Source organism: Streptomyces sp. WZ.A104 (assembly GCF_002382885.1).
Lineage (GTDB): Bacteria > Actinomycetota > Actinomycetes > Streptomycetales > Streptomycetaceae > Streptomyces.
Genome location: NZ_NWVL01000008.1, coordinates 63,547 through 83,228, shown reverse-complemented (window position 1 = coordinate 83,228; position 19,682 = coordinate 63,547). Strand labels below are relative to the sequence as shown.

The 19,682-nt window shown below is 70.5% G+C and carries 21 protein-coding genes and 2 pseudogenes; 16 read left to right on the top strand and 7 right to left on the bottom strand.

Annotated features, from left to right (window positions below):
• Positions 1–126: 126 nt before the first annotated feature.
• The 5 genes from CIB93_RS06420 (at position 127) to CIB93_RS06400 (ending at position 7,465) form a co-directional block, all read left to right on the top strand.
• Positions 127–1,299, top strand: coding sequence for a sensor histidine kinase (locus tag CIB93_RS06420; protein ID WP_096625098.1), 1,173 nt, complete (start codon positions 127–129; stop codon positions 1,297–1,299).
• 230 nt (positions 1,300–1,529) lie between these two features.
• Positions 1,530–2,891 carry a sensor histidine kinase gene (locus tag CIB93_RS06415; RefSeq protein ID WP_096624968.1) on the top strand — a complete coding sequence of 454 codons (1,362 nt, stop codon included), beginning with the start codon at positions 1,530–1,532 and terminating at the stop codon, positions 2,889–2,891.
• A 442-nt stretch (positions 2,892–3,333) separates the two neighbouring features.
• The gene (locus tag CIB93_RS06410) at positions 3,334–3,993 is read left to right on the top strand and encodes a response regulator transcription factor (protein ID WP_096625094.1); all 660 of its coding nucleotides are present in this window, start codon (positions 3,334–3,336) and stop codon (positions 3,991–3,993) included.
• A 441-nt stretch (positions 3,994–4,434) separates the two neighbouring features.
• Positions 4,435–6,399 (top strand): 2-oxoacid:acceptor oxidoreductase subunit alpha, encoded by a 1,965-nt coding sequence (locus CIB93_RS06405; protein ID WP_096624966.1) that lies wholly within the window; start codon positions 4,435–4,437, stop codon positions 6,397–6,399.
• Positions 6,392–7,465: a 2-oxoacid:ferredoxin oxidoreductase subunit beta gene (locus tag CIB93_RS06400; protein WP_096624964.1), complete on the top strand. Its 1,074-nt coding sequence runs from the start codon at positions 6,392–6,394 to the stop codon at positions 7,463–7,465. The genes CIB93_RS06405 and CIB93_RS06400 overlap by 8 nt, the downstream gene beginning before the upstream one ends.
• 72 nt (positions 7,466–7,537) lie before the next feature.
• Here the strand turns inward: CIB93_RS06400 and CIB93_RS06395 are convergent, their stop codons facing one another.
• A complete protein-coding gene (locus CIB93_RS06395; RefSeq protein WP_096624962.1) occupies positions 7,538–7,873 on the bottom strand; it encodes a helix-turn-helix domain-containing protein in 336 nt (111 codons plus the stop codon).
• Between the two features lie 250 nt (positions 7,874–8,123).
• Here CIB93_RS06395 and CIB93_RS06390 point away from each other — a divergent pair, with 250 nt between their 5' ends.
• The 4 genes from CIB93_RS06390 to CIB93_RS06375 all read left to right on the top strand — a co-directional run bounded on the left by CIB93_RS06390 (position 8,124) and on the right by CIB93_RS06375 (position 12,670).
• On the top strand, positions 8,124–8,984 hold the full coding sequence (locus CIB93_RS06390; protein WP_096624960.1) for an SDR family oxidoreductase: 861 nt from the start codon (positions 8,124–8,126) through the stop codon (positions 8,982–8,984).
• A gap of 297 nt (positions 8,985–9,281) precedes the next feature.
• The gene (gene rarD / locus CIB93_RS06385) at positions 9,282–10,316 is read left to right on the top strand and encodes an EamA family transporter RarD (RefSeq protein WP_096624958.1); all 1,035 of its coding nucleotides are present in this window, start codon (positions 9,282–9,284) and stop codon (positions 10,314–10,316) included.
• Between the two features lie 67 nt (positions 10,317–10,383).
• A complete protein-coding gene (locus tag CIB93_RS06380) occupies positions 10,384–12,180 on the top strand; it encodes an FAD-dependent monooxygenase (protein WP_179500002.1) in 1,797 nt (598 codons plus the stop codon).
• 19 nt (positions 12,181–12,199) lie between these two features.
• Entirely contained in the window at positions 12,200–12,670 is a 471-nt protein-coding gene (locus CIB93_RS06375; RefSeq protein WP_096624956.1) for a hypothetical protein, read from the top strand.
• A 13-nt stretch (positions 12,671–12,683) separates the two neighbouring features.
• Here CIB93_RS06375 and CIB93_RS38685 read toward each other — a convergent pair.
• Both CIB93_RS38685 and CIB93_RS06365 read right to left on the bottom strand, forming a co-directional pair.
• Positions 12,684–12,902, bottom strand: a pseudogene (locus CIB93_RS38685) (SRPBCC domain-containing protein); the annotation flags it as partial.
• On the bottom strand, positions 12,903–13,484 hold the full coding sequence (locus CIB93_RS06365; RefSeq protein WP_096625090.1) for an ABATE domain-containing protein: 582 nt from the start codon (positions 13,482–13,484) through the stop codon (positions 12,903–12,905). It lies immediately after the preceding pseudogene.
• A 208-nt stretch (positions 13,485–13,692) separates the two neighbouring features.
• On the opposite strand from CIB93_RS06365, the gene CIB93_RS06360 reads away from it, so the two are divergent.
• The gene (locus CIB93_RS06360) at positions 13,693–14,148 is read left to right on the top strand and encodes a VOC family protein (protein WP_096624954.1); all 456 of its coding nucleotides are present in this window, start codon (positions 13,693–13,695) and stop codon (positions 14,146–14,148) included.
• 135 nt (positions 14,149–14,283) lie between these two features.
• Here CIB93_RS06360 and CIB93_RS06355 read toward each other — a convergent pair whose 3' ends face one another.
• The 3 genes from CIB93_RS06355 to CIB93_RS06345 are packed head-to-tail and all read right to left on the bottom strand — an operon-like array spanning position 14,284 to position 15,394.
• Entirely contained in the window at positions 14,284–14,724 is a 441-nt protein-coding gene (locus tag CIB93_RS06355) for a hypothetical protein (RefSeq protein WP_096624952.1), read from the bottom strand.
• Between the two features lie 11 nt (positions 14,725–14,735).
• On the bottom strand, positions 14,736–15,131 hold the full coding sequence (locus CIB93_RS06350) for a hypothetical protein (protein ID WP_373558718.1): 396 nt from the start codon (positions 15,129–15,131) through the stop codon (positions 14,736–14,738).
• Positions 15,132–15,133: 2 nt separating this feature from the next.
• The gene (locus CIB93_RS06345; protein ID WP_096624948.1) at positions 15,134–15,394 is read right to left on the bottom strand and encodes a hypothetical protein; all 261 of its coding nucleotides are present in this window, start codon (positions 15,392–15,394) and stop codon (positions 15,134–15,136) included.
• Positions 15,395–15,502: 108 nt separating this feature from the next.
• Here CIB93_RS06345 and CIB93_RS06340 point away from each other — a divergent pair, with 108 nt between their 5' ends.
• The 4 genes and pseudogenes from CIB93_RS06340 to CIB93_RS06325 form a co-directional block, all read left to right on the top strand.
• The gene (locus CIB93_RS06340; protein ID WP_096624946.1) at positions 15,503–16,339 is read left to right on the top strand and encodes a helix-turn-helix transcriptional regulator; all 837 of its coding nucleotides are present in this window, start codon (positions 15,503–15,505) and stop codon (positions 16,337–16,339) included.
• A complete protein-coding gene (locus CIB93_RS06335; RefSeq protein WP_096624944.1) occupies positions 16,336–16,545 on the top strand; it encodes a DUF397 domain-containing protein in 210 nt (69 codons plus the stop codon). The genes CIB93_RS06340 and CIB93_RS06335 overlap by 4 nt, the downstream gene beginning before the upstream one ends.
• 233 nt (positions 16,546–16,778) lie before the next feature.
• Positions 16,779–17,177, top strand: coding sequence for a hypothetical protein (locus CIB93_RS06330; RefSeq protein ID WP_096624942.1), 399 nt, complete (start codon positions 16,779–16,781; stop codon positions 17,175–17,177).
• Between the two features lie 51 nt (positions 17,178–17,228).
• Positions 17,229–17,802 (top strand): annotated as a pseudogene (locus tag CIB93_RS06325) (IS5 family transposase); the annotation flags it as partial.
• Positions 17,803–17,804: 2 nt separating this feature from the next.
• Here the strand turns inward: CIB93_RS06325 and CIB93_RS37745 are convergent.
• Positions 17,805–18,431, bottom strand: a complete 627-nt coding sequence (locus tag CIB93_RS37745) for a hypothetical protein (RefSeq protein ID WP_179499998.1) — start codon at positions 18,429–18,431, stop codon at positions 17,805–17,807.
• Positions 18,432–18,495: 64 nt separating this feature from the next.
• On the opposite strand from CIB93_RS37745, the gene CIB93_RS06320 reads away from it, so the two are divergent.
• On the top strand, positions 18,496–18,795 hold the full coding sequence (locus CIB93_RS06320) for a hypothetical protein (RefSeq protein WP_373558717.1): 300 nt from the start codon (positions 18,496–18,498) through the stop codon (positions 18,793–18,795).
• A 70-nt stretch (positions 18,796–18,865) separates the two neighbouring features.
• Positions 18,866–19,672 carry an HAD family hydrolase gene (locus CIB93_RS06315; protein WP_096624940.1) on the top strand — a complete coding sequence of 269 codons (807 nt, stop codon included), beginning with the start codon at positions 18,866–18,868 and terminating at the stop codon, positions 19,670–19,672.
• Positions 19,673–19,682 lie beyond the last annotated feature (10 nt).

The window sequence follows — 19,682 nt, the reverse complement described above, 5'->3', positions numbered from 1 at the left end:
ACGGGAGTCTAGGGCCTGCTAAACGGAGCGTAAGCAGCCGCGTCGGGCATCAGGTGGGGTTATCCCTACTTCACCCCACCCATGAGCCCCATGGCGTGCGCCGAGACGGCCCGGCAGGCTGTCGGTATGACCATGACCCCTTCCGTGCCGGGCCCCTCACCGCTGCCACCCGCCCGATTCGCCCTCGACCGGTGGACCTGGCGGGAGGTCGGATATCTGCTCGCCAATCTGCCGCTGGCCGTCGTCGGGTTCGTCTGCACGGTCCTCGTGATCGCTTTCGGTGCGGGCCTGTCCGTCACGGTGGTCGGCCTGCCGCTGCTCGTCGGCGGGCTCCAGGCCGCCCGGCTGCTGGGGCGGTTGGAACGTCGGCGGGCCCGGTCGATGCTGGGCGTACGGGTAGATGAGCCGAGCCCGTTGGCACACGCACCCCGGGGGGAGGGCGTCTTCAGCCGGTTGTGGTCGGGGCTGAAGGACCCGGTGGGCTGGCGGTCGTTGTTGTACGGGTTCATCCGGCTGCCGTGGGGCGTGCTGACGTTCGCGCTGACGCTGGTGAGCCTTTTCGTGCTGTGGCCGGTGCTCCCCTTCATCGCACGAGGGCTGACGACGGTGGACCGGGCCATGGTGCGCGGGCTGCTGTCGCCCTCGGACGAGCTGGAGCGGCGTATCGCGGAGCTGGAGTCGGACCGGGGCGTGGTCGTGGACACCGCCGCCGCCGACCTGCGCCGCATCGAACGCGACCTCCACGACGGCGCCCAGGCCCGGCTGGTCGCCCTCGCCATGGGCCTCGGGCTGGCGAAGGAGAAGCTGACGGACGATCCCGAGGCGGCTGCCAGGATGGTCGACGAGGCGCACGGCGAGGTGAAGGTGGCTCTCCAGGAGCTGCGCGACCTGGCACGGGGCATCCACCCCGCCGTCCTCACCGACCGCGGCCTCGACGCCGCCCTCTCCGCGATCGCCTCCCGCTGCACGGTCCCGGTCCAGGTGTCGGTGGAGCTTCCCGGGCGGCCCGCGGAGGCGATCGAGGGCATCGCGTACTTCACCGTCTCGGAGCTCCTCCAGAACGTCAGCAAGCACAGTGGCGCGCGGTCGGCCTCCGTCGAGGTGTGGCGTACGGCGGACCGTTTGCTGATCCAGGTCACGGACGACGGGACGGGCGGGGCCCGGATGGAGGGCGGTACGGGCATGGCGGGGCTCGCCGAACGGCTGGACGCGGTAGACGGAGTGTTCGTCCTGGAGTCGCCCGCGGGCGGTCCGACCACCGTCACCGCGGAGCTGCCCTGGCGCGACCGGGCCGCCTGAGCGACCTGCCACCTGAGCCACCTGCCGGGGAACGCCCCGGCCTCCCACCCGCAAGGGGTGGGGAAAACCCCCGGTCGGATACGGAGAAGGGCCTCATGGTGCGGAATCCACCCGGCCAGCACTCTTGAGGGAGAACGGTCCGCGGTGAGTGACGGACCTTTTCGGCACCGCACCAAGCCCCACGTACAGCCCGCTGAGAGACTGAGACTGAGACGGAACGGACGGCACTCATGGCCACGGCATACGGACCGGACACGCGGGACCGGGACCACCACGGTTCCGGCCCCGGCTTCGGGGCGAAGTCCCCGGCCAAGCACTTCCTCCCGGTGCCGCTGCGCGCACCGCTGGAGGCCCGTGCCTGGCGCGAGCTCCTTTATGTGCTGCTGAGTTTCCCGCTCAGCACGGTGATGTTCGTCTTCGCGGTCACCATGACGTCGCTGAGCGCGGGCCTGCTGATCACCTTCATAGGAATTCCGGTCCTCGCGGCCGGTCTCGCCGTCTGCCGGGGGTTCGGCGCGCTGGAGCGGCACCGGGCGCGCGGGCTGCTGGGGGTGGAGGTCGCTGATCCGGAGCGGGTGCGGGGCAAAACCGGCGGCCCGATGTCGTGGATGGGCGCGGTCCTCAAGAGCGGGGTGTCCTGGCGGCACCTGCTGTACACCCTGCTGCACTTCCCGTGGGCGGTGTTCACGTTCACGGTCGCGGTGGCGTTCTGGACGTACGGCCTGATGGCGCTGACCTATCCGCTGTGGCACTGGATCTTCCCGGTGTTCGTGGGAATCGACGGCCTCCAGCTGTACGGGGACGCCACACACCAGGAGTATCTGGACTCCCCCGCCGAGCTGGCCCTGACCGGAGCGCTGGGGCTGGTGCTGGTGCTGGTGGCGCCGTGGATCGTGCGGGGGCTGCTGACGGTGGACCGGCTGATGGTGACCGGTCTGCTGGGCCCGTCCCAGTTGGCCACCCGGGTCTCCGAGCTGGAGTCGGACCGGGGGGTGGTCGTGGACACCGCCGCCGCCGACCTGCGCCGCATCGAACGCGACCTCCACGACGGCGCCCAGGCCCGGCTGGTCGCCCTCGCCATGGATCTGGGGCTGGCGAAGGAGAAGCTGACGGACGATCCCGAGACCGCCGCGCGGATGGTCGACGAGGCGCACGGCGAGGTGAAGGTGGCTCTCCAGGAGCTGCGCGACCTGGCACGGGGCATCCACCCCGCCGTCCTCACCGACCGCGGCCTCGACGCCGCCCTCTCCGCCATAGCCTCCCGCTGCACCGTTCCCGTGACGGTCGAAGTGGACCTGGAGTCGCGGCCGGCGCAGGCCATCGAGGGGATCGCGTACTTCACGGTCTCGGAGCTGCTCCAAAACATCAGCAAGCACTCGCGGGCGACCCGGGCCACGATCGATGTGTGGCGGGCGGGCGACCGGCTGATGCTCCAGATCACGGACAACGGCCGGGGCGGGGCCTCGGCGTCCTCGGGCAGCGGCCTGGCCGGGCTGTCGGAACGGCTGGACGCGGTGGACGGGGTCCTCGTGGTCGACTCCCCGGCCGGGGGCCCGACGACGGTCACGGCGGAGCTGCCCTGGCGCGGCTGACCGCGCAAGCTGACCCGCACGAGCTGCGCTGGCAAGACTGGTCCACGAGCCGTCCAGGCAGAGCTGAGCCGTCCAAGCCGGGTCCGGGCCATCCGGGCCTAGGCCACCCCAAGCCAGGCCATCCCAGCCGGGCAGGGCAGGGCAGAGCAGAGCAGAGCGACTCAGCCCCGCCGCCAGGGCCGGTCCGCCCGGGCCGGTCCACCGCCGCGCGCCTTCCCCCACCCGCGTCCTGCTGCCGGGCCCCGTGCCCGGCAGCAGCGCGTTTCCGGGTGCGTACATGCCGGTCGGGCAGGGTTATCCACAGGGCCCCCATCGGCGTCCGGGGCCTGGGATGCTGGGACGGTCGGGACGCGAGGCGCAGTGGGCGGGCGCGGCGCGTGCAGTGGCGCGAAAATCGCCAGAACAGTGGGGGAACGACGTCGTGGAGAACGTGGAGAACAGGGTGCGTGTAGTCATCGCCGAGGATTCGGTCCTGCTGAGGGAAGGGCTGACCCGCCTGCTCACCGATCTCGGGCACGACGTGGTCGCGGGGGTCGGGGACGCCGAGGCACTGCTCAAGACCGTGGCGGATCTCGATGCCCGCGAGGAACTGCCCGACGTGGTGGTGGCCGATGTACGGATGCCGCCGACGCACACGGACGAGGGCGTGCGGGCGGCGGTGCGGCTGCGGAAGGACTATCCGGGCATCGGGGTCCTGGTCCTTTCGCAGTATGTCGAGGAGCAGTACGCCACCGAGTTGCTGGCGGGCAGCAGCCGGGGGGTGGGGTATCTGCTGAAGGACCGGGTGGCCGAGGTCCGCGAGTTCGTGGACGCGGTCGTTCGGGTGGCTCAGGGCGGCACGGCGCTGGACCCGGAAGTGGTGGCGCAGCTGCTGGGCCGCAGCCGTAAGCAGGACGTGTTGGCGGGGCTCACACCGCGCGAGCGTGAGGTTCTCGGTCTGATGGCCGAGGGCCGGACCAACTCCGCCATCGCCAGACAGCTCGTGGTGAGCGACGGCGCGGTGGAGAAGCACGTCAGCAACATCTTCCAGAAGCTGGCGCTTTCGCCGAGCGACGGGGACCACCGGCGTGTCCTCGCCGTGCTCACCTACCTGAACTCCTAGAACCACCTGCATTCCCAGGCATCTGACAGACTGTCAGATAGCCAGGGATGGAGAGCGCGCACAAACCCCCGGAAGTACTGCGGGAGCACTACGGAAGCGCCGCGGGGCACTGCGGGACCACTCCGGAGGCCCACGGGCGTCCGGCGGGCGCGGGCCGGGCAGCTCTGCACAGGAAAACCGGGCGGCCCTGCACACGAAAACCGGGCAGTTCCGCACACGCGAAATCGAGGGACCTAGGACCAAAGACCCAAAGCGGAACGATTCCGTCCCGCGATCGGAGGGCTTGCACAAGATGCCAAACCAGGCTAAAAGGGTGTCTCAAAACAGTGTCCACCATATGATCGGTCTCCGGAGGGCGGCCCGCTCGGACGTAGGGTGGCCCCTGGGATCGCCGGCTGGCCGGACGGTTCCGAACCGCCGCCCCAAGGGAGGTCCAGTTCAGTGACGAGCCAGGTCAGTAGCGCGGCAGAGAAGGCCGATGAGGCCAACGACGCCGTCCTCGGGGGCCAGCGCGCCCCCCTGTCAGGTACGACGGGAACGCCGGGCGGCGACGGGAAAGAAGTCCGCCGCCTGGACCGGGTGATCATCCGTTTCGCGGGCGACTCGGGTGACGGGATGCAGCTCACGGGCGACCGGTTCACCTCGGAGACGGCATCCTTCGGCAACGATCTGTCCACCCTGCCGAACTTCCCGGCGGAGATCCGCGCCCCCGCAGGCACCCTGCCAGGGGTCTCCTCCTTCCAGCTCCACTTCGCCGATCACGACATCCTCACCCCGGGCGACGCTCCGAACGTCCTGGTGGCGATGAACCCCGCCGCGCTGAAGGCGAACATCGGCGACGTGCCGCGTGGCGCGGAGATCATCGTGAACACGGACGAGTTCACGAAGCGGCCGATGGCGAAGGTGGGGTATGCGACCAGTCCCCTGGAGGACGGGTCGCTGGAGGCGTACAACGTCCACCCGGTACCGCTGACGACGCTCACGATCGAGGCGCTGAAGGAGTTCGGGCTTCCCCGCAGGGAGGCCGAGCGCAGCAAGAACATGTTCGCGCTCGGGCTGCTGTCATGGATGTACCACCGGCCGACCGAGGGGACGGAGGCGTTCCTGCGGCAGAAGTTCGCGAAGAAGCCGCAGATCGCCGAGGCGAACGTGGCGGCTTTCCGGGCCGGGTGGAATTTCGGCGAGACCACGGAGGACTTCGCGGTCTCCTACGAGGTCGCCCCGGCCTCCCAGGCGTTCCCCACCGGCACCTACCGCAACATCTCGGGGAACCTGGCTCTGTCCTACGGCCTGATCGCCGCCGGGCAGCTCGCTGACCTGCCGATCTACCTGGGCTCGTATCCGATCACCCCGGCCTCCGACATCCTGCACGAGCTGTCGCGGCACAAGAACTTCGGTGTGCGGACCTTCCAGGCCGAGGACGAGATCGCCGGGATCGGGGCGGCGCTGGGGGCCGCCTTCGGTGGGGCGCTGGGCGTGACCACGACGTCGGGGCCGGGTGTGGCGCTGAAGTCGGAGACGATCGGGCTCGCGGTCTCCCTGGAGCTGCCGCTGCTGATCATCGACATCCAGCGCGGCGGTCCCTCCACCGGGCTGCCGACCAAGACCGAGCAGGCAGACCTGCTTCAGGCGATGTACGGCAGGAACGGCGAGGCCCCGGTCCCGATCGTGGCCCCGCAGACCCCGGCCGACTGCTTCGACGCCGCGATCGACGCGGCCCGCATCGCCCTGACCTACCGCACCCCGGTCTTCCTGCTCTCCGACGGCTATCTGGCCAACGGTTCCGAGCCGTGGCGCATCCCCGAGACCGACAGCCTGCCGGACCTCACCACCTCCTTCGCCACCGGCCCGAACCACAGCCTGGCCGACGGCACCGAGGTGTTCTGGCCCTACAAGCGCGACCCGCACACCCTGGCCCGCCCCTGGGCGATCCCCGGGACCCCCGGCCTTGAGCACCGGATCGGCGGGATCGAGAAGCAGGACGGCACCGGCAACATCTCCTACGACCCGGCCAACCACGACCTCATGGTCCGTACGCGCCAGGCGAAGATCGACGGCATCGAGGTCCCCGACCTCACCGTCGACGACCCGGCCGGGGCCGGCACCCTGGTGCTCGGCTGGGGCTCGACGTACGGGCCGATCACCGCCGCCGTACGTCGGCTCCGCGCCGCCGGGCAGCCCATCGCCCAGGCCCATCTGCGCCACCTCAACCCCTTCCCGAGGAATCTCGGCGAGGTGCTGAAGCGTTACGACAAGGTCGTCGTGCCGGAGATGAACCTCGGTCAGCTCGCGATGCTCCTGCGGGCGAAGTATCTGGTGGACGCCCACAGCTACAACCAGGTCAACGGAATGCCGTTCAAGGCCGAGCAGCTCGCCACAGCTCTCAAGGAGGCCATCGATGCCTGACACCGAGGAACTGCAGCACAACGAACTGCTGCAGCTGGTGCCCAAGGCCGAGGCGAAGCAGTCCATGAAGGACTTCAAGTCCGACCAGGAAGTGCGCTGGTGCCCCGGCTGCGGCGACTACGCCGTTCTCGCCGCCGTGCAGGGGTTCATGCCCGAGCTGGGCCTGGCCAAGGAGAACATCGCCTTCGTCTCCGGCATCGGCTGCTCCTCCCGCTTCCCGTACTACATGAACACCTACGGGATGCACTCCATCCACGGCCGCGCCCCCTCCATCGCCACCGGACTCGCCACCTCGCGCCGGGACCTGTCGGTATGGGTGGTCACCGGTGACGGCGACGCGCTCTCCATCGGCGGCAACCACCTCATCCACGCCCTGCGCCGCAACGTCAACCTGAAGATCCTGCTGTTCAACAACCGGATCTACGGCCTGACGAAGGGCCAGTACAGCCCCACCTCGGAGATCGGCAAGATCACCAAGTCGACGCCGATGGGTTCGCTCGACGCGCCGTTCAACCCGGTCTCCCTCGCCATCGGGGCGGAGGCGACCTTCGTGGCACGGACGGTCGACTCCGACCGCAAGCACCTCACGAGCGTGCTGCGCGCGGCGGCCGAGCACCCCGGCACAGCGCTGGTGGAGATCTACCAGAACTGCAACATCTTCAACGACGGTGCGTTCGAGGTGCTCAAGGACAAGGAGCAGGCGACCGAGGCGGTCATCCGGCTTGAGCACGGGGAGCCGATCCTGTTCGGCGCCGAGGGTGCCAAGGGTGTCGTCCGCAACCAGGCCACCGGTGACCTGGAGGTCGTCGCGGTCACCGACGAGAACCGTTCGCAGGTCCTCGTCCACGACGCCCACGCCGACTCCCCCACCACGGCGTTCGCGCTGTCGCGGCTCGCCGACGCCGACACCCTGCACCACACCCCCATCGGGGTGCTGCGCAGTGTCCAGCGGCCCGTCTACGACACCCTGATGTCCGACCAGCTCGACAGCGCGGTGGACCGCGACGGCAAGGGCGACCTCGGCGCGCTGCTCGCCGGTAACGACACCTGGACGGTCATCGGCTGACCGCTGCCGTCACCACGGGCACCCGGGGCCCGGACCTGACCCTCGCCGCGCACCACCACGGGCGGCGAGTGGTCAGGTCCGGGCCCTGTCGTATGCCTCGCGCGCCGTCTGCACCGCGTCCACCTGGCGTTCGGTCCAGCGGGCGAGCGCCCACACCTGTTCGGCGGCCTCAATGCCGATCGGGGTGAGTGAGTAGTCCACCCGGGGCGGGATCACCGGTTTCGCGTCCCGGTGGACGAAGCCGTCGCGCTCCAGCGTCTGGAGCGTCTGGGCGAGCATCTTCTCGCTGACACCGCCGACCGTGCGACGCAGCTCGCTGAAGCGGTACGAACGTTCCAGCAGCGCCGCCAGGACGAGGACGCCCCAGCGGCTCGTCACATGCTCCAGCACCAGCCGGGAGGGGCACATCGGCTGATTGACATCGGGCGTCCTGTGGTTCGGCGACTTGCGGTTCCGCGCCTCATGGCTCGGCAGCTCGTGATGGGGCGGCCTGACACCCGTTGACCTTACTTCCATGCCAGTACCTTACTTCAAAGTTGGTACTTTCTTATAGTTAGCGCTATTCGTAGGCTCGTTCCAGCAGCGCCGAAGTGCAGAAGTGCAACAGAAGCGCAGAAGCACAGAAGCGGATCGAACCACCGAAATCGGAGCACCCCCCATGAGCATCGTTGTCACCGGAGCCACCGGAGAGCTCGGCCACCTCGTCATCGACTCCCTGCTGACCACGGTCCCGGCCGGCGAGATCGCCGCCGTCGTACGCGACAAGGCGAAGGCCGCCGGGCTCGCCGCCCGGGGCGTCGAGCTGCGCATCGCGGACTACGACCGGCCCGAGACTCTGACCGGAGCGTTCCGGTCCGGCGACCGGGTGCTGCTGATCTCCGGCAGCGAGGTGGGCAGGAGGGTGCCGCAGCACACCGCGGTCATCGACGCGGCGAAGGCGGCGGGCGTCTCGCAGCTCGCGTACACCGGCATCCTCGGCGGACCGGACGCGGACTTCACGCTGGCCGACGAGCACAAGGCCACCGAGCAGCTGATCCTGGACTCCGGGCTGCCGTACACCCTGCTGCGCAACGGTTGGTACACCGAGAACTACACCGCCAACCTGGCCCCGGTCCTGGAGCACGGCGCGGTCGTCGCCAACGCGGGCTCGGGCCGCGTCGCCTCCGCACCCCGGGCCGACTACGCCGCCGCCGCGGCCGCCGTCCTGACCGGCGAGGGTCACCTGAACACGGTCTACGAGCTGAGCGGCGACACCGCCTGGTCGTTCGCCGAGTACGCCGCGTTGCTGTCCGAGGTGACCGGCAAGGACATCGCGTACAACGACGTTCCGGCGGCCACGCACCAGGAGATCCTGGTCGGCGCGGGGCTTCCCGAGGGCTTCGCCGCGATCCTCGTCGACGTGGACAAGGCGATCGGTCGCGGGCTGCTCGCCGGGACGAGCGGCGACCTCGCCCGGCTCATCGGCCGCCCGACGACGCCGCTCGCCGAGACCGTACGTACGGCCCTGGCCGGGGCCTGATCGGCACCCGGCCCCGATCACCACCCGGCCTGATCACCACGGGGCCCGGCCACCCGGGCCGATGACCTCCGAGGCCCGATCATCACCGAGGCCGGGTGACCAGGGCCGCCATACGCCGGGGCGCGGCCGGACCGGGCGCACCGCGCCCCGCCGCGCCCCGCCGCGCTCCACCGCGCTCGCAGGGATGTCATGAGTGTTTCCGTGAGACGGCTATGACATGAGGCCCTTCCGGCGCTACCTTCATCCAGTCGGCCAATCCGCCGACGTACAGGTGGACCGGTTTGACCAGGAGGGCCCGTGGAGGGGAAGAACGAGCAGCGGGCAGGTCTGCTGTACGGATTCGGTGCGTACGGTATGTGGGGCTTGGTCCCCCTGTTCTGGCCGCTACTGAAGCCGTCAGGGGCGATCGAGATCCTCGCTCACCGGATGGTCTGGTCCCTGGGTCTCGTCGGGATCGCCCTGCTCGCGATGCACCGCTGGGCATGGATCGGCGAGTTGGCCCGCGACCGGCGCAAGCTCGGGCTGATATCGCTCGCGGCGGCGACCATCACCGTCAACTGGGGCCTCTACATCTGGGCCGTGAACAACGGCCAGGTCGTCGAGGCCTCGCTCGGCTACTTCATCAATCCGCTGGTCACCATCGCCATGGGCGTTCTACTGCTGGGTGAACGGCTGCGGCCGGTCCAGTGGATCGCGGTGGCCACCGGCCTGGTCGCCGTGCTCGTGCTGGCGATCGGGTACGGGCGGCCGCCGTGGATCTCGCTGGTGCTGGCGTTCTCCTTCGCCACGTACGGACTGATCAAGAAGAAGGTGAACATGGGCGGCCTGGAGTCCCTGGCCGCCGAGACCGCCGTGCTGTTCCTGCCCGCGCTCGGCTTCCTGCTCTGGCTCACCGCCACCGGCGCGTCGACGTTCACGGCCGGGGGCGCGGGGCACGGGGCGCTGCTCGTGGCAACGGGCATCGTCACCGCGGTGCCGCTGATCTGCTTCGGCGCGTCGGCAGTCCGGGTGCCACTGTCCACGCTGGGACTACTCCAGTATCTGGCCCCGGTCTTCCAGTTCACGCTGGGCGTCCTCTACTTCCACGAGGCGATGCCTCCCGAGCGGTGGGCCGGGTTCGCCCTCGTCTGGCTGGCGCTGTCACTGCTGACCTGGGACGCGTTGCGCACCGCGCGGCGCAATCGGGCGCGGGCGGCGAAGCTGCTGGCCACGACGACCGCCGCACCCGTGCCCGCACCCGCGCCCGCACCCGCGCCCGCAGCTGCACCTACGACCCCGGGCAGCGCGACGGCAGCCGTGAGCCCGGGCCCCACACCACAAAATATTACCTAGTTGCTTTTCTTACTCAGTTACGCTTTCCTGATCCCCGGATGGACAGAAGCGCGACCGAAGGAGAGGCATGGGCATGACCGACGTACTCATCGTGGGCGCGGGACCCACCGGGCTGGTTCTGGCCTGCGATCTGGCCCGGCGCGGCGCGGCAGTGCGGATCGTGGACCGGTCACCCACCCCGCCCCGCACCTCGCGCGCGAAGGGTCCCAACCCTCGGTCGCTGGAGGTCCTGGACGACCTCGGGGTGGTCGACGCGGTGCTCGCGGCCGGTTCAGCGCCACTGCCGATGCTCAAATACCGCGACCGCCTGCCGGTCACGGAGACCGATCCGTGGGCGGACTCGGCGCCGACGCCGGACGCGCCCTACGACCGGGGGTGGCTGATCGCCCAGTGGCGCCTGGAGGAGATCCTGCGCGAACGGCTGGCCGGGTACGGCGTTCAGGTCGAGCTGGGCCGCGAGGTGGTGGGGCTGGCGCAGGACAGCGGAAGCGCGACGGCAGAGGGGGACGGGGGCTCGGTGTCACTCGGGGGCGGTGACACGATCGGGGACCACGTCACCGTCACACTCACGGACAGAACCGAGCGAACGACCGGGCGAACTGTCGAACGCGCGCGGTACGTCGTCGGCTGCGACGGTGCCCACAGCTCCGTACGGAAGATGCTCGGGATCGGCTTCGAGGGAACGACCGCCGAGGACCAGGTGATGGTCTGCGGCGATGTCGACTTGGACGGCCTGGGGGACCTGGGAGACCTGGGGGACCTGGCTGAAGGTGCCCCGGACCGCGGCCGCTGGCACCAGTGGTTCGACGAGGACGGCGCGGTCATGCTCTGCCCGATCCCCGGTACGCGCACGGGCTGGTGGTTCCAGGCCGGTCCGGAACGGGACGGGCGGGGTCGGCCGCTCGCGCCCTCCGCCGACGGGTTCCGGCGACTGCTCACCCGCCACACCGGGCTCCCCGGCCACCGCCTCACACGGGCCGATCTGCTGTCGACGTACCGGGTCAATGTGCGGCTGGCGGACCGTTTCCGCGAGGGGCGGGTCTTCCTCGCGGGCGACGCGGCGCATGTGCACCCCATCGCGGGCGGCCTCGGGATGAACACCGGTATCCAGGACGCGTTCAACCTGGGGTGGAAGCTCGGGCTGGTGCTCAGCGGCCACGCGGGCGCGGAGTTGCTGGACACCTACGAGGAGGAGCGGCTTCCGGTGGCCGCTCACACCCTGGACCTCGCCTCCGAGCGACTGCGCGCCACCCTTGAGGCGATCCGCACGCCCGGCGGCGGCCTGGACACGGCGATCACCGCCGACACCACCGGCCTGGGCATCGGCTACCGGTGGAGCTCCCTGGCAGCGGGCGCCCCCGGTGGGTACCGCACGTCCGCCGCCCCGCGCCCCGGGGACCGGGCGCCGGACGCGCCCTGCCGGGACGCCGCGACCGGATCCCGTACGCGACTGCACCGCGTCTTCGCGGGCCCCAGCACCACGGTCCTCGGCTTCGGCCCCGGGAGCGCGGCCGTCCTGCGCGAGGCGGCCGCCGCGTACGGGGATGCCGGGGTGCGGACTTGCCGGGTGTACGCGGCGCACGAGGACCATGCCGGGGCGGAGCCGGGAGCGGTGATCGACGAGGAGGGCCACGCGACGGCTGCGTACGGAACGGCTTACGGAACGGCGTACGCGGGGTACGGAGCGGCGTACGGAATGGAGTCCTCCGGCGGTACGGACGCGGGGACCGTCCTCGTCATCCGGCCCGACCACCACGTGGGCGTGTTCGCCTCGGCGGACGATGCCCGTTCCGTGCGGAAGTACCTGCGTCGGCTGCACGAAGCGGGTGGGCGGCGCACCAGCATGGTGGACGCCGTGCGGTAAAGGCTGATTGAGTGCCCGGATGGGGACTGTGCTGGGGACCATGAGGAACGTGCGGTGGCACGAGCTACAGCATGCGTACGGCTCCGCGTCCCAGATTCCCGGTGTGCTGTCACGGATAGCCTGGGGAGACGCGCCGGACTCGGACGAGGCCCTGGGCGATCTGGAACGGTGGATCGGCGCCCCGACCGTCTTCGACTCGACCGTGGCGACGGTGCCGTTCCTGTGGGAGCTGGCGGCGACGGACACGGTCAGGAACCGGGCGGGCGTGCTGGACCTGCTCGCCACCATTCTGGCTGCCGGGAACGCGGAGCACCCCACGTGGACCCGTGCCGCCCACGATGCGGTGGTGGCTGGTCGCGCCACGGCCGCCCGACTGGCCGCCGCGCCCGAGGAGACACAGCCGACACGGTCGGTACGGGCCACCGCCGAACGGCTGCTGGCCTCGATCGACAGGCACACCTGCCCCGCGTGCCCCCCGCACGAGGCCTGAGTACCGGGCACGGCCTCTCGGCGGATCTGCCGGGCGTCACGGCGACCTGGACGGTGGAGGTGCCGTACGTGAGGCGCACCCGGTCGCCGGGGCGGTAACTGCGGAGCTCCCCGCCGGGCCCGTCGGCCGTACGGTACGGAGCGCCCTTCTCGGTGGGCAAGGGGCCCTCGACGCCCAGCCAGAGCACGATGCCCTCGGGTCCGACGATGAACTCCCAGTTACTCGTCCGTGGTCACTCGTCCGTAGTGGTGAGCCGGGCGCGGTGGGCCCGGACCTTGTGCCGGTTGCCGCAGCGCTCCATCGAGCACCAGCGGCGCTTGCCGGGGCGGGAGGTGTCGACGAACAGCAGGCGGCAGTCGTGCGCGGCGCAGGTGCGGACCCGGTGGGCGTACGCCCCGGTGAACAGGTCGATCGCGTCACGGGCGACGGTGGACAGCAGCCCGGTGCCGGTGCTCCCCGGCACCCACTCCCGGCCGCCGGTCCCGTTCAGCCGGGCCGTCAGGGGGAGGTGCGCCGCCGCCTCGTTGACGACGGCGAGGTCCTCCGGCCCGGGCGGCAGCGCGTGCACATGCCCCTCCGCCAGCCGCCAGAGCGCGTCGCGCAGCACCCGGGCGGCCGCCACCTCGTCCTCACCGACGGCGAGGCCCAGCCCGTCGGGAAGTCGGCATTCCGCTGCCCAGCGCACCAAGTCGGCGGGCGCGTGCAGCATCTCGAAGTACGCGAGGGGGCCGGGGCCGCCGGTCGTCAGCAACTCCAGACACAGCGCGCCCGGATCGAACCGGAATGAGCTGCCGTCCGGGTGCCGCAGAAGCAGCCCAACAGCCCCGGGAGGACCGGGAGGACCGGGAGGACCGGCGGGCACGCCAGCCCCGGAAGTACCGCCAAGCACGCCAGGCCCGGGAGCCCCGCCAGACCCAGCAGGCCCTTGTTGCGCCACCAGCTCGGCTCGCCCCGGCGGCGCCTTCCTCGGTTCCGGCGCGTCTGTTGCCCTGCCACTCATGTAACCACTATAAACGGTTTCCATGACAAAGACCCTGTCCTGGAAGCTCGTGATCGACAGCGCCGACCCGCACGCCCAGGCCGGCTTCTGGGCCGCGGCCCTGGGCTACCTCGTCGAGGACAACAGCCCCCTGGTCGAGCAGCTGCTCGCGGCCGGAGCGGTGCCCGAGGCCATCACCACCCACGCCCACGGCCGCCGCGCCTGGCTCGACCTCGCGGCGGCCCGGCACCCGGACGACCCGTACGAGGAGAACAGCGGTACGGGGCTGGGGCGGCGGCTGCTCTTCCAGCGGGTACCGGAGCCGAAGACGGTGAAGAACCGCCTCCACATCGACGTCCACTCCGAGCCGGGGCAGCGCGACGCGGAGGCCGCGCGTCTGGTGGGACTGGGCGCGCGGGTGCTGCGCACGGTCGACGAGCAGGGCGGGAGTTGGCTCGTACTGGCAGATCCGGAGGGCAACGAGTTCTGCCTGCACTGACGGGGAGGGCTGGACGTGCACGGGAGCCCAGGGCCTGAATCCGTACGGGAGCCCTCTACGGGTGTTCCGCGCAGGTGGCGGCCGTGCGACGCAGATGCCGTCGCCGGCCCCGCCCAACCCTGCCCCTCCCTTCATTCATTCCTGGTCCCGTTCGTCCCGCTCGCGCAGCACCTCCTGCCGGACCCGCTCCGCCATCAGGTCCGCGAGCGGGTCCGTCACATCCCAGGAGTGCGCGGCGGGATGCCGGTCGAACAGTACGCACGCGTCCCCCTCCGTGACGGACAGCCGACGAATCACGGCCGGGCACGGCAGCAGTTCGGCGAACCGGAACTTCCGGCGCGTACCGGTGTCCGTCCAGAACATCCATAAGTCCCGCACGGCAGGCCTGTCGGCCGACCAGAGCTGGGCCGCGTGCTCGGTCTCCTCGTCGTGCTCGCCGAGTTCACAGAGCAGGAAGTCGTCCAGGACGGGGACAGGCTTCGCGCCCGCCTCCTGACCGGGTCCGCCCTCCAGAGCCATGAGCGCGACCCGCGCGCCCATCTCCGGGAGTTCGGTGACAGCGGTGCACTGCAACATGTCGCTCATCCTTATGGGCAGGGGGAGGGAAGCGGAGTACGGGCGGGAGCCAGGGGGCGCATGACGAGCCCGTACCAGGACGTGTCGTCCCGGGCCACGAACTCGTACGGCAGTCCCTCCGCGAGCCGCAGCAGCGCGTAGTCATGCTCCCGGAAACTGCTTGCCCAGGAACGGAGTTCGGCCGGTACATCAAGCCTGGCCCCGGAGACCGGGTACAGTGCGCGGGCCGGAACCCAGGGGGCGTACGGGTCCGGGTCGAGCGCGTCCGCGAGGCGCCGGGCCTGCCGCCGCAGCCAGCGGAGGGCCAGCCGCCGCGTCGGCGCGACGATGCCGCCGAGCCGGAAGGACCGCGCCGCGTCACCCCCGTGACTCTCGGCCACATACCAATCGGCGTGCCCTCGCGTCACGTTCACAGCACCTCACCCCGGCTGCGAGCGTTGAGCCACGCGGTCCTCGCGCGCAGCTGCTCCATGGGGAGCGCGCGGCGGACCCGGTGCGGCTCCGCCTCCCATTCAGTGCCGCCACCGACGGGCCGGAGCGACCAGTAGGGGCCGGCGACCCCTCGGAACTCCCCCACGCGGTCGCCCCGACCGGTGTCGACCACGAGCGCGCCGGGGGCCGGGGGGCCAGGAGGTTCCTGTGCATTCGGGCAAGCGTTCTCGCCGTACACCTATCGCTCCTCTCTGTAGCCGTATGACTACCGGGGCGATTCAGCGTGACCTACCGTGGAAAGCCATTCAACTTGCCTATTCGGCACGGAAGATTGGGTGCGAGGCCCTTGAACGTCAAGGAGTTGAACCCTGAGAGCTCCGCGCAGGCGGCCTACGGCGCACGTCTGCGCGGCCTGCGGGAGCAGCGGAGCTGGACACAGGAGGAGCTGGGGGACCGGAACGGCTACTCCAGCACACACATCTCCTCGGTGGAAACTGGTCGCAAACTCGCGACCTTGCGCTTTTCGCGTAGTACGGACCGGGCGCTGGGGCTGACCGGGACCGAGGCGTCGTTCGAGCGCGAGCTGGGCCAGATCAAGCACGGCAGCCTGCTGGAGGGCTTCCCGGAGTTCCTCGGCTACGAGCGCCGGGCGGCGGAGATCCGGCTGTACGAGGTCGGCGTCATCCCGGGCCTGCTCCAGACCCCGGAGTACGCCACGGTCCTGGCGGACAGCGCGGTCAGGCGACAGGCGATCACCGCCGACCAGGCACAGGAGCGCGTCGCACTGGTCGAGGAGCGTCAGGCGGCCCTGGTCCGGGAGAAACCGCCGCTGGTCTTCGCGATGCTGGACGAGAGCTGCATCCGCAGGCCGGTCGGCGGACCGGAGGTCATGAAGGCGCAGATGGACCGCCTGATCGAGTTCGCCGAGCAGCCCAACACGGTGTTGCAGGTGGCAACGTTCGACATGGGAGAGCACCGCCCGTTCGACCTGCCGGTCACCATCCTGACCATGCCCGACCGCTCACTCATGTCGTACGCCGAGTCCGCGCAACAGGGCTACCTGGAACGCGAAAGTGGCTCGGTGGTGCCGCATCTGACGGCCTACCATCAGATGCAGGCGGTAGCGCCCTCCCAGGCCGCGTCCGTAGACATGTTCAGGCAGTTGCGAAAGGGCACCCCGTGACAACCGAGACCCCCCGTTGGTTCACGTCCTCGTACAGCAACAACGGCGGCCAGTGCGTCGAGGTCGCCACCAACCTCGCCGCCCCGCACGGCATCGTCCCCGTCCGCGACTCCAAGAACACGAGCGGCCCGGTCCTCAACGTCCCCGCCACCGCGTTCACCACCTTCCTGGCAGGCGTCCGGGCCGGAGACTTCGGCACCGCCTGAGCCACCCCGGCAACCGCCCCACCGTGCCAGCGCGGTGGGGCTTCGGCATGCCGATGCCGCAATTCCACCGTCACCCGCTCGCACGCGCCGATCTGGCTCGCCGAGGAAGAAGAACTGACCGCCATGGCGAAGGATCGCCGACTGGCCCCGCCCCGCCGCGAGGCCGTGCTGATCCGACTGGCTGACGTTCAGCGCGTCACTCGCGCCTTCAAAGGCCAGAAGGATGACGCCTGATGCCGGTATCTGCCACGACCACCACCAAGCCGCGAGAGGCCGTGCAGCGGCTGCTGGCAGGTCAGCCTCTCCGCACCGACGGAGCTCTGACCAAGGAGAATCTCGCCCGCGAGGCGGGGGGCAGCCACACGACCGTTCACCGAGCCGGTGATGTCCTCGCCGAATGGGACGTGAAGGCCCCCCGGCAGGCCCTCCGCACCCCCACCGAAGTGCAGCGGGACGAGACGATCGACGACCTCCGCAAGAAGCTCCGCGAGGAAAAACAGCAGGTCACCGAGCTGACCGGGAAGCTCGACTCTCTGGCCTCCGTCACTGCGAACCTCTGCCACAAGAACCAGACGCCGCGGCGCAAACCCGGAAAGAACCAACGGCTGACAGCGCTTCCCGACGTCGACTAAGACGTTGCCCTATGTGGTGAGACTGGGTTGGGCTGTCCAACGCTGTCCAACATGGGGCCGGGGAAGTCGAGTTGGATTGCTCCGGAGGGGCTCTGGGAGATTGTGAGGCCTCTCATCCCGCCGTCGAGGGTGCGGCCACAGGACGGCGGAACGCAGGACACGCCTGATGAGACGCTGTTCGCGGCGATCGTCTACGTGCTGGTCAGTGGTTGTTCCTGGCGGGCTTTGCCGCCGTGTTTCGGGGTGTCGAAGTCGACGGCGCACCGCCGTTTCATGGTCTGGTGCAGAGCCGGTGTCTGGGGCCGCCTCCACGAGGCGGTGGTGCACCGTCTCGACGACGCCGGGCTCGTCGATGTCTCGCGCGTTGTGCTGGATTCCGCGCACGTGCAGGCAAAGAGGGGGGCGAACACACAGGTCCGAGCCCCGTGGACCGGGGTGAGCCGGCTTCCAGGACGCACGCCCTGTCGGACGCGAACGAACTGCCCCTGGTCGTCGGCCTCTCCGCCGCGAACGTCCACGACAGCCTCGCCCTGAAGCCTATGATCGCCGGTCACCAAACGCGACACGCCCCCACCGCGGGCGGCACTTCAAACCGACGCGGCTGCACGCGGACAAAGCCTACGACGTTCACGGGCACAACTTGCCGTTCGGGTTGTCGAAGCAGTTCATATTCCAGTGGGTCCATGTGCCGTCGGACCACCGCACACGAAACCAGGACTTGCCGTCCGCGCCGATGGCAGCAATGGAGATGGGTGCGGTGCTGCTCTCCTGCCTGGGCTCGACGGTGATGCGGCTCTGGACCCATCCGCCCAGGGACACCCAGCCGTTCCAGGAGCCGTTGGGGCGTTTCCAGTTCGTCCACACCGCGTGGTCGGTACCGACCATGAACTCCTGCACCGTCCCGTCGAAAAGTACCGTCCGCGAGACGCCGTACTCACAGATGTACGCACCTCCGTTCCCGTAACACGTCGAGGCCTGGGCCGGCGCGGCCGAGACCGCAAGGCCGGCCACGGCGGCAACCGCGACGAGGGCGGCCTGCAGTCTTTTCGCTCTGAACAAGGGATGCTCCCGAGGAGGGTGAGGGGTGTCATGTACGGAATCGGGCGGGGTGCCGCCGATACCGGTCCCAGTGTCCGGTTCGCCGCTGACGTTCCACTGACGCTCCGCTGACGTCTCTCGGCCGTCCCGCCGACCTGTCACTGAGAATTTTCGGGCCAGCTCCTTGATCCGGATGGTCTTCCTCGCCTCGGTCAAGGTCGGGGCGAGGACGGCCAGGACGTCGTTCCGGCTTCCGACGTACCGCCCATCCAGACAGCCCATGGGCTCCAAGCCGCCCTCGACGATCCGGGGGACATGGGGCGAGCCCAAGGAAGCGGGCGTCCGGCTGGATCGGCAACTCGCGGCGTTCGCGGCCCGGTTCGCCTCCGCGCAGGATCGGGACGGGGCGAGGCTGGCGCTGCTCGTCAGGGCGGCGGTCGAGCGGCTCGCGGAGGGCGGGGACGTGTCGTTCGGGCACTACCTGAAGGGCACCGTCTTCCACTCCCTCGCCCTGGTGACCTGTTCCCCGAACCGCGCCGCCCCCGACCTGCCCTGCCCCACCCGGCAGGCCCCCTCATGACAGCGGGCCCCTTACCCGGCCCGCCCCCTGGCGCGCAAGCGGCCGTCCGGGTCCTTCTAGGCTGGGGCCCATGCCCACGCCCCCCGCCTACGCCCTCGTCGCCACCGACCTGGACGGCACCCTGCTGCGTCCGGACAACACCGTGAGCGCCCGCTCCCGCGCCGCGCTCGGCCTTGCCGCCGCCGCAGGCGCCCGGCATCTGATCGTCACCGGGCGGCCCGTTCCCGGCATACGGGCGCTGCTCGCGGACCTGGCGTACACCGGGCCCGTCGTCTGCGGGCAGGGCACCCAGCTGTACGACGCCGACAGCGCACGCCTGCTGCGGTCCGTCACCCTGGACCGCGAGTCCGCCGACACCGCGCTGGGCAAGATCGAGGCGGAGGTCGGGGCGGTGTTCGCCGCCGTGGACCAGGACGGGGTGGACGGTGTGACCCTGGTCGAGGCCGGGTACCGGATGCCGAACCCGACGCTTCCCGCCGTACGCGTCGACTCCCGAGACGCCCTGTGGGAGCGGCCGGTCATCAAGGTGCTCGTCCGCCACCCGGAGCTCGGCGACGACGCGCTGGCGGCCGCCGCGCGCGGGGCCGTGGGCGAGCTGGCGACGGTCACCATGGCGGGGCCAGGCACGGTGGAGCTGGCACCGCGCGGGGTGGACAAGGGCACCGGGCTCGCGCTGGCCGCCGAGCTGCTGGGGGTCGGGGCGGAGGGCACGGTCGCGTTCGGGGACATGCCCAACGACCTCCCGATGTTCGGTGGCTCGGGCCTCCGGGTGGCGATGGGCAACGCCCACCCGCAACTGCGCGCGGCGGCCGACGAGGTCACGCTGTCCAACGCGGAGGACGGCGTCGCTGTGGTGCTGGAGCGGCTGTTCGGCTGAGCCCACCGCC

Bases quoted from the DNA above. Each gene is read 5' to 3' on its own strand.
- CIB93_RS06355 (WP_096624952.1), bottom strand. From the start codon at position 14,724: ATGTTGCAGTGCACCGCTGTCACCGAACTCCCGGAGATGGGCGCGCGG.
- CIB93_RS06400 (WP_096624964.1), top strand. From the start codon at position 6,392: ATGCCTGACACCGAGGAACTGCAGCACAACGAACTGCTGCAGCTGGTG.
- CIB93_RS06375 (WP_096624956.1), top strand. From the start codon at position 12,200: ATGGGGACTGTGCTGGGGACCATGAGGAACGTGCGGTGGCACGAGCTA.
- CIB93_RS06380 (WP_179500002.1), top strand. From the start codon at position 10,384: ATGGGCATGACCGACGTACTCATCGTGGGCGCGGGACCCACCGGGCTG.
- CIB93_RS06330 (WP_096624942.1), top strand. From the start codon at position 16,779: ATGCCGGTATCTGCCACGACCACCACCAAGCCGCGAGAGGCCGTGCAG.
- CIB93_RS06395 (WP_096624962.1), bottom strand. From the start codon at position 7,873: ATGTGCCCCTCCCGGCTGGTGCTGGAGCATGTGACGAGCCGCTGGGGC.
- CIB93_RS06390 (WP_096624960.1), top strand. From the start codon at position 8,124: ATGAGCATCGTTGTCACCGGAGCCACCGGAGAGCTCGGCCACCTCGTC.
- CIB93_RS06415 (WP_096624968.1), top strand. From the start codon at position 1,530: ATGGCCACGGCATACGGACCGGACACGCGGGACCGGGACCACCACGGT.
- CIB93_RS06420 (WP_096625098.1), top strand. From the start codon at position 127: ATGACCATGACCCCTTCCGTGCCGGGCCCCTCACCGCTGCCACCCGCC.
- CIB93_RS06315 (WP_096624940.1), top strand. From the start codon at position 18,866: ATGCCCACGCCCCCCGCCTACGCCCTCGTCGCCACCGACCTGGACGGC.
- CIB93_RS06320 (WP_373558717.1), top strand. From the start codon at position 18,496: ATGGGCTCCAAGCCGCCCTCGACGATCCGGGGGACATGGGGCGAGCCC.
- CIB93_RS06360 (WP_096624954.1), top strand. From the start codon at position 13,693: ATGACAAAGACCCTGTCCTGGAAGCTCGTGATCGACAGCGCCGACCCG.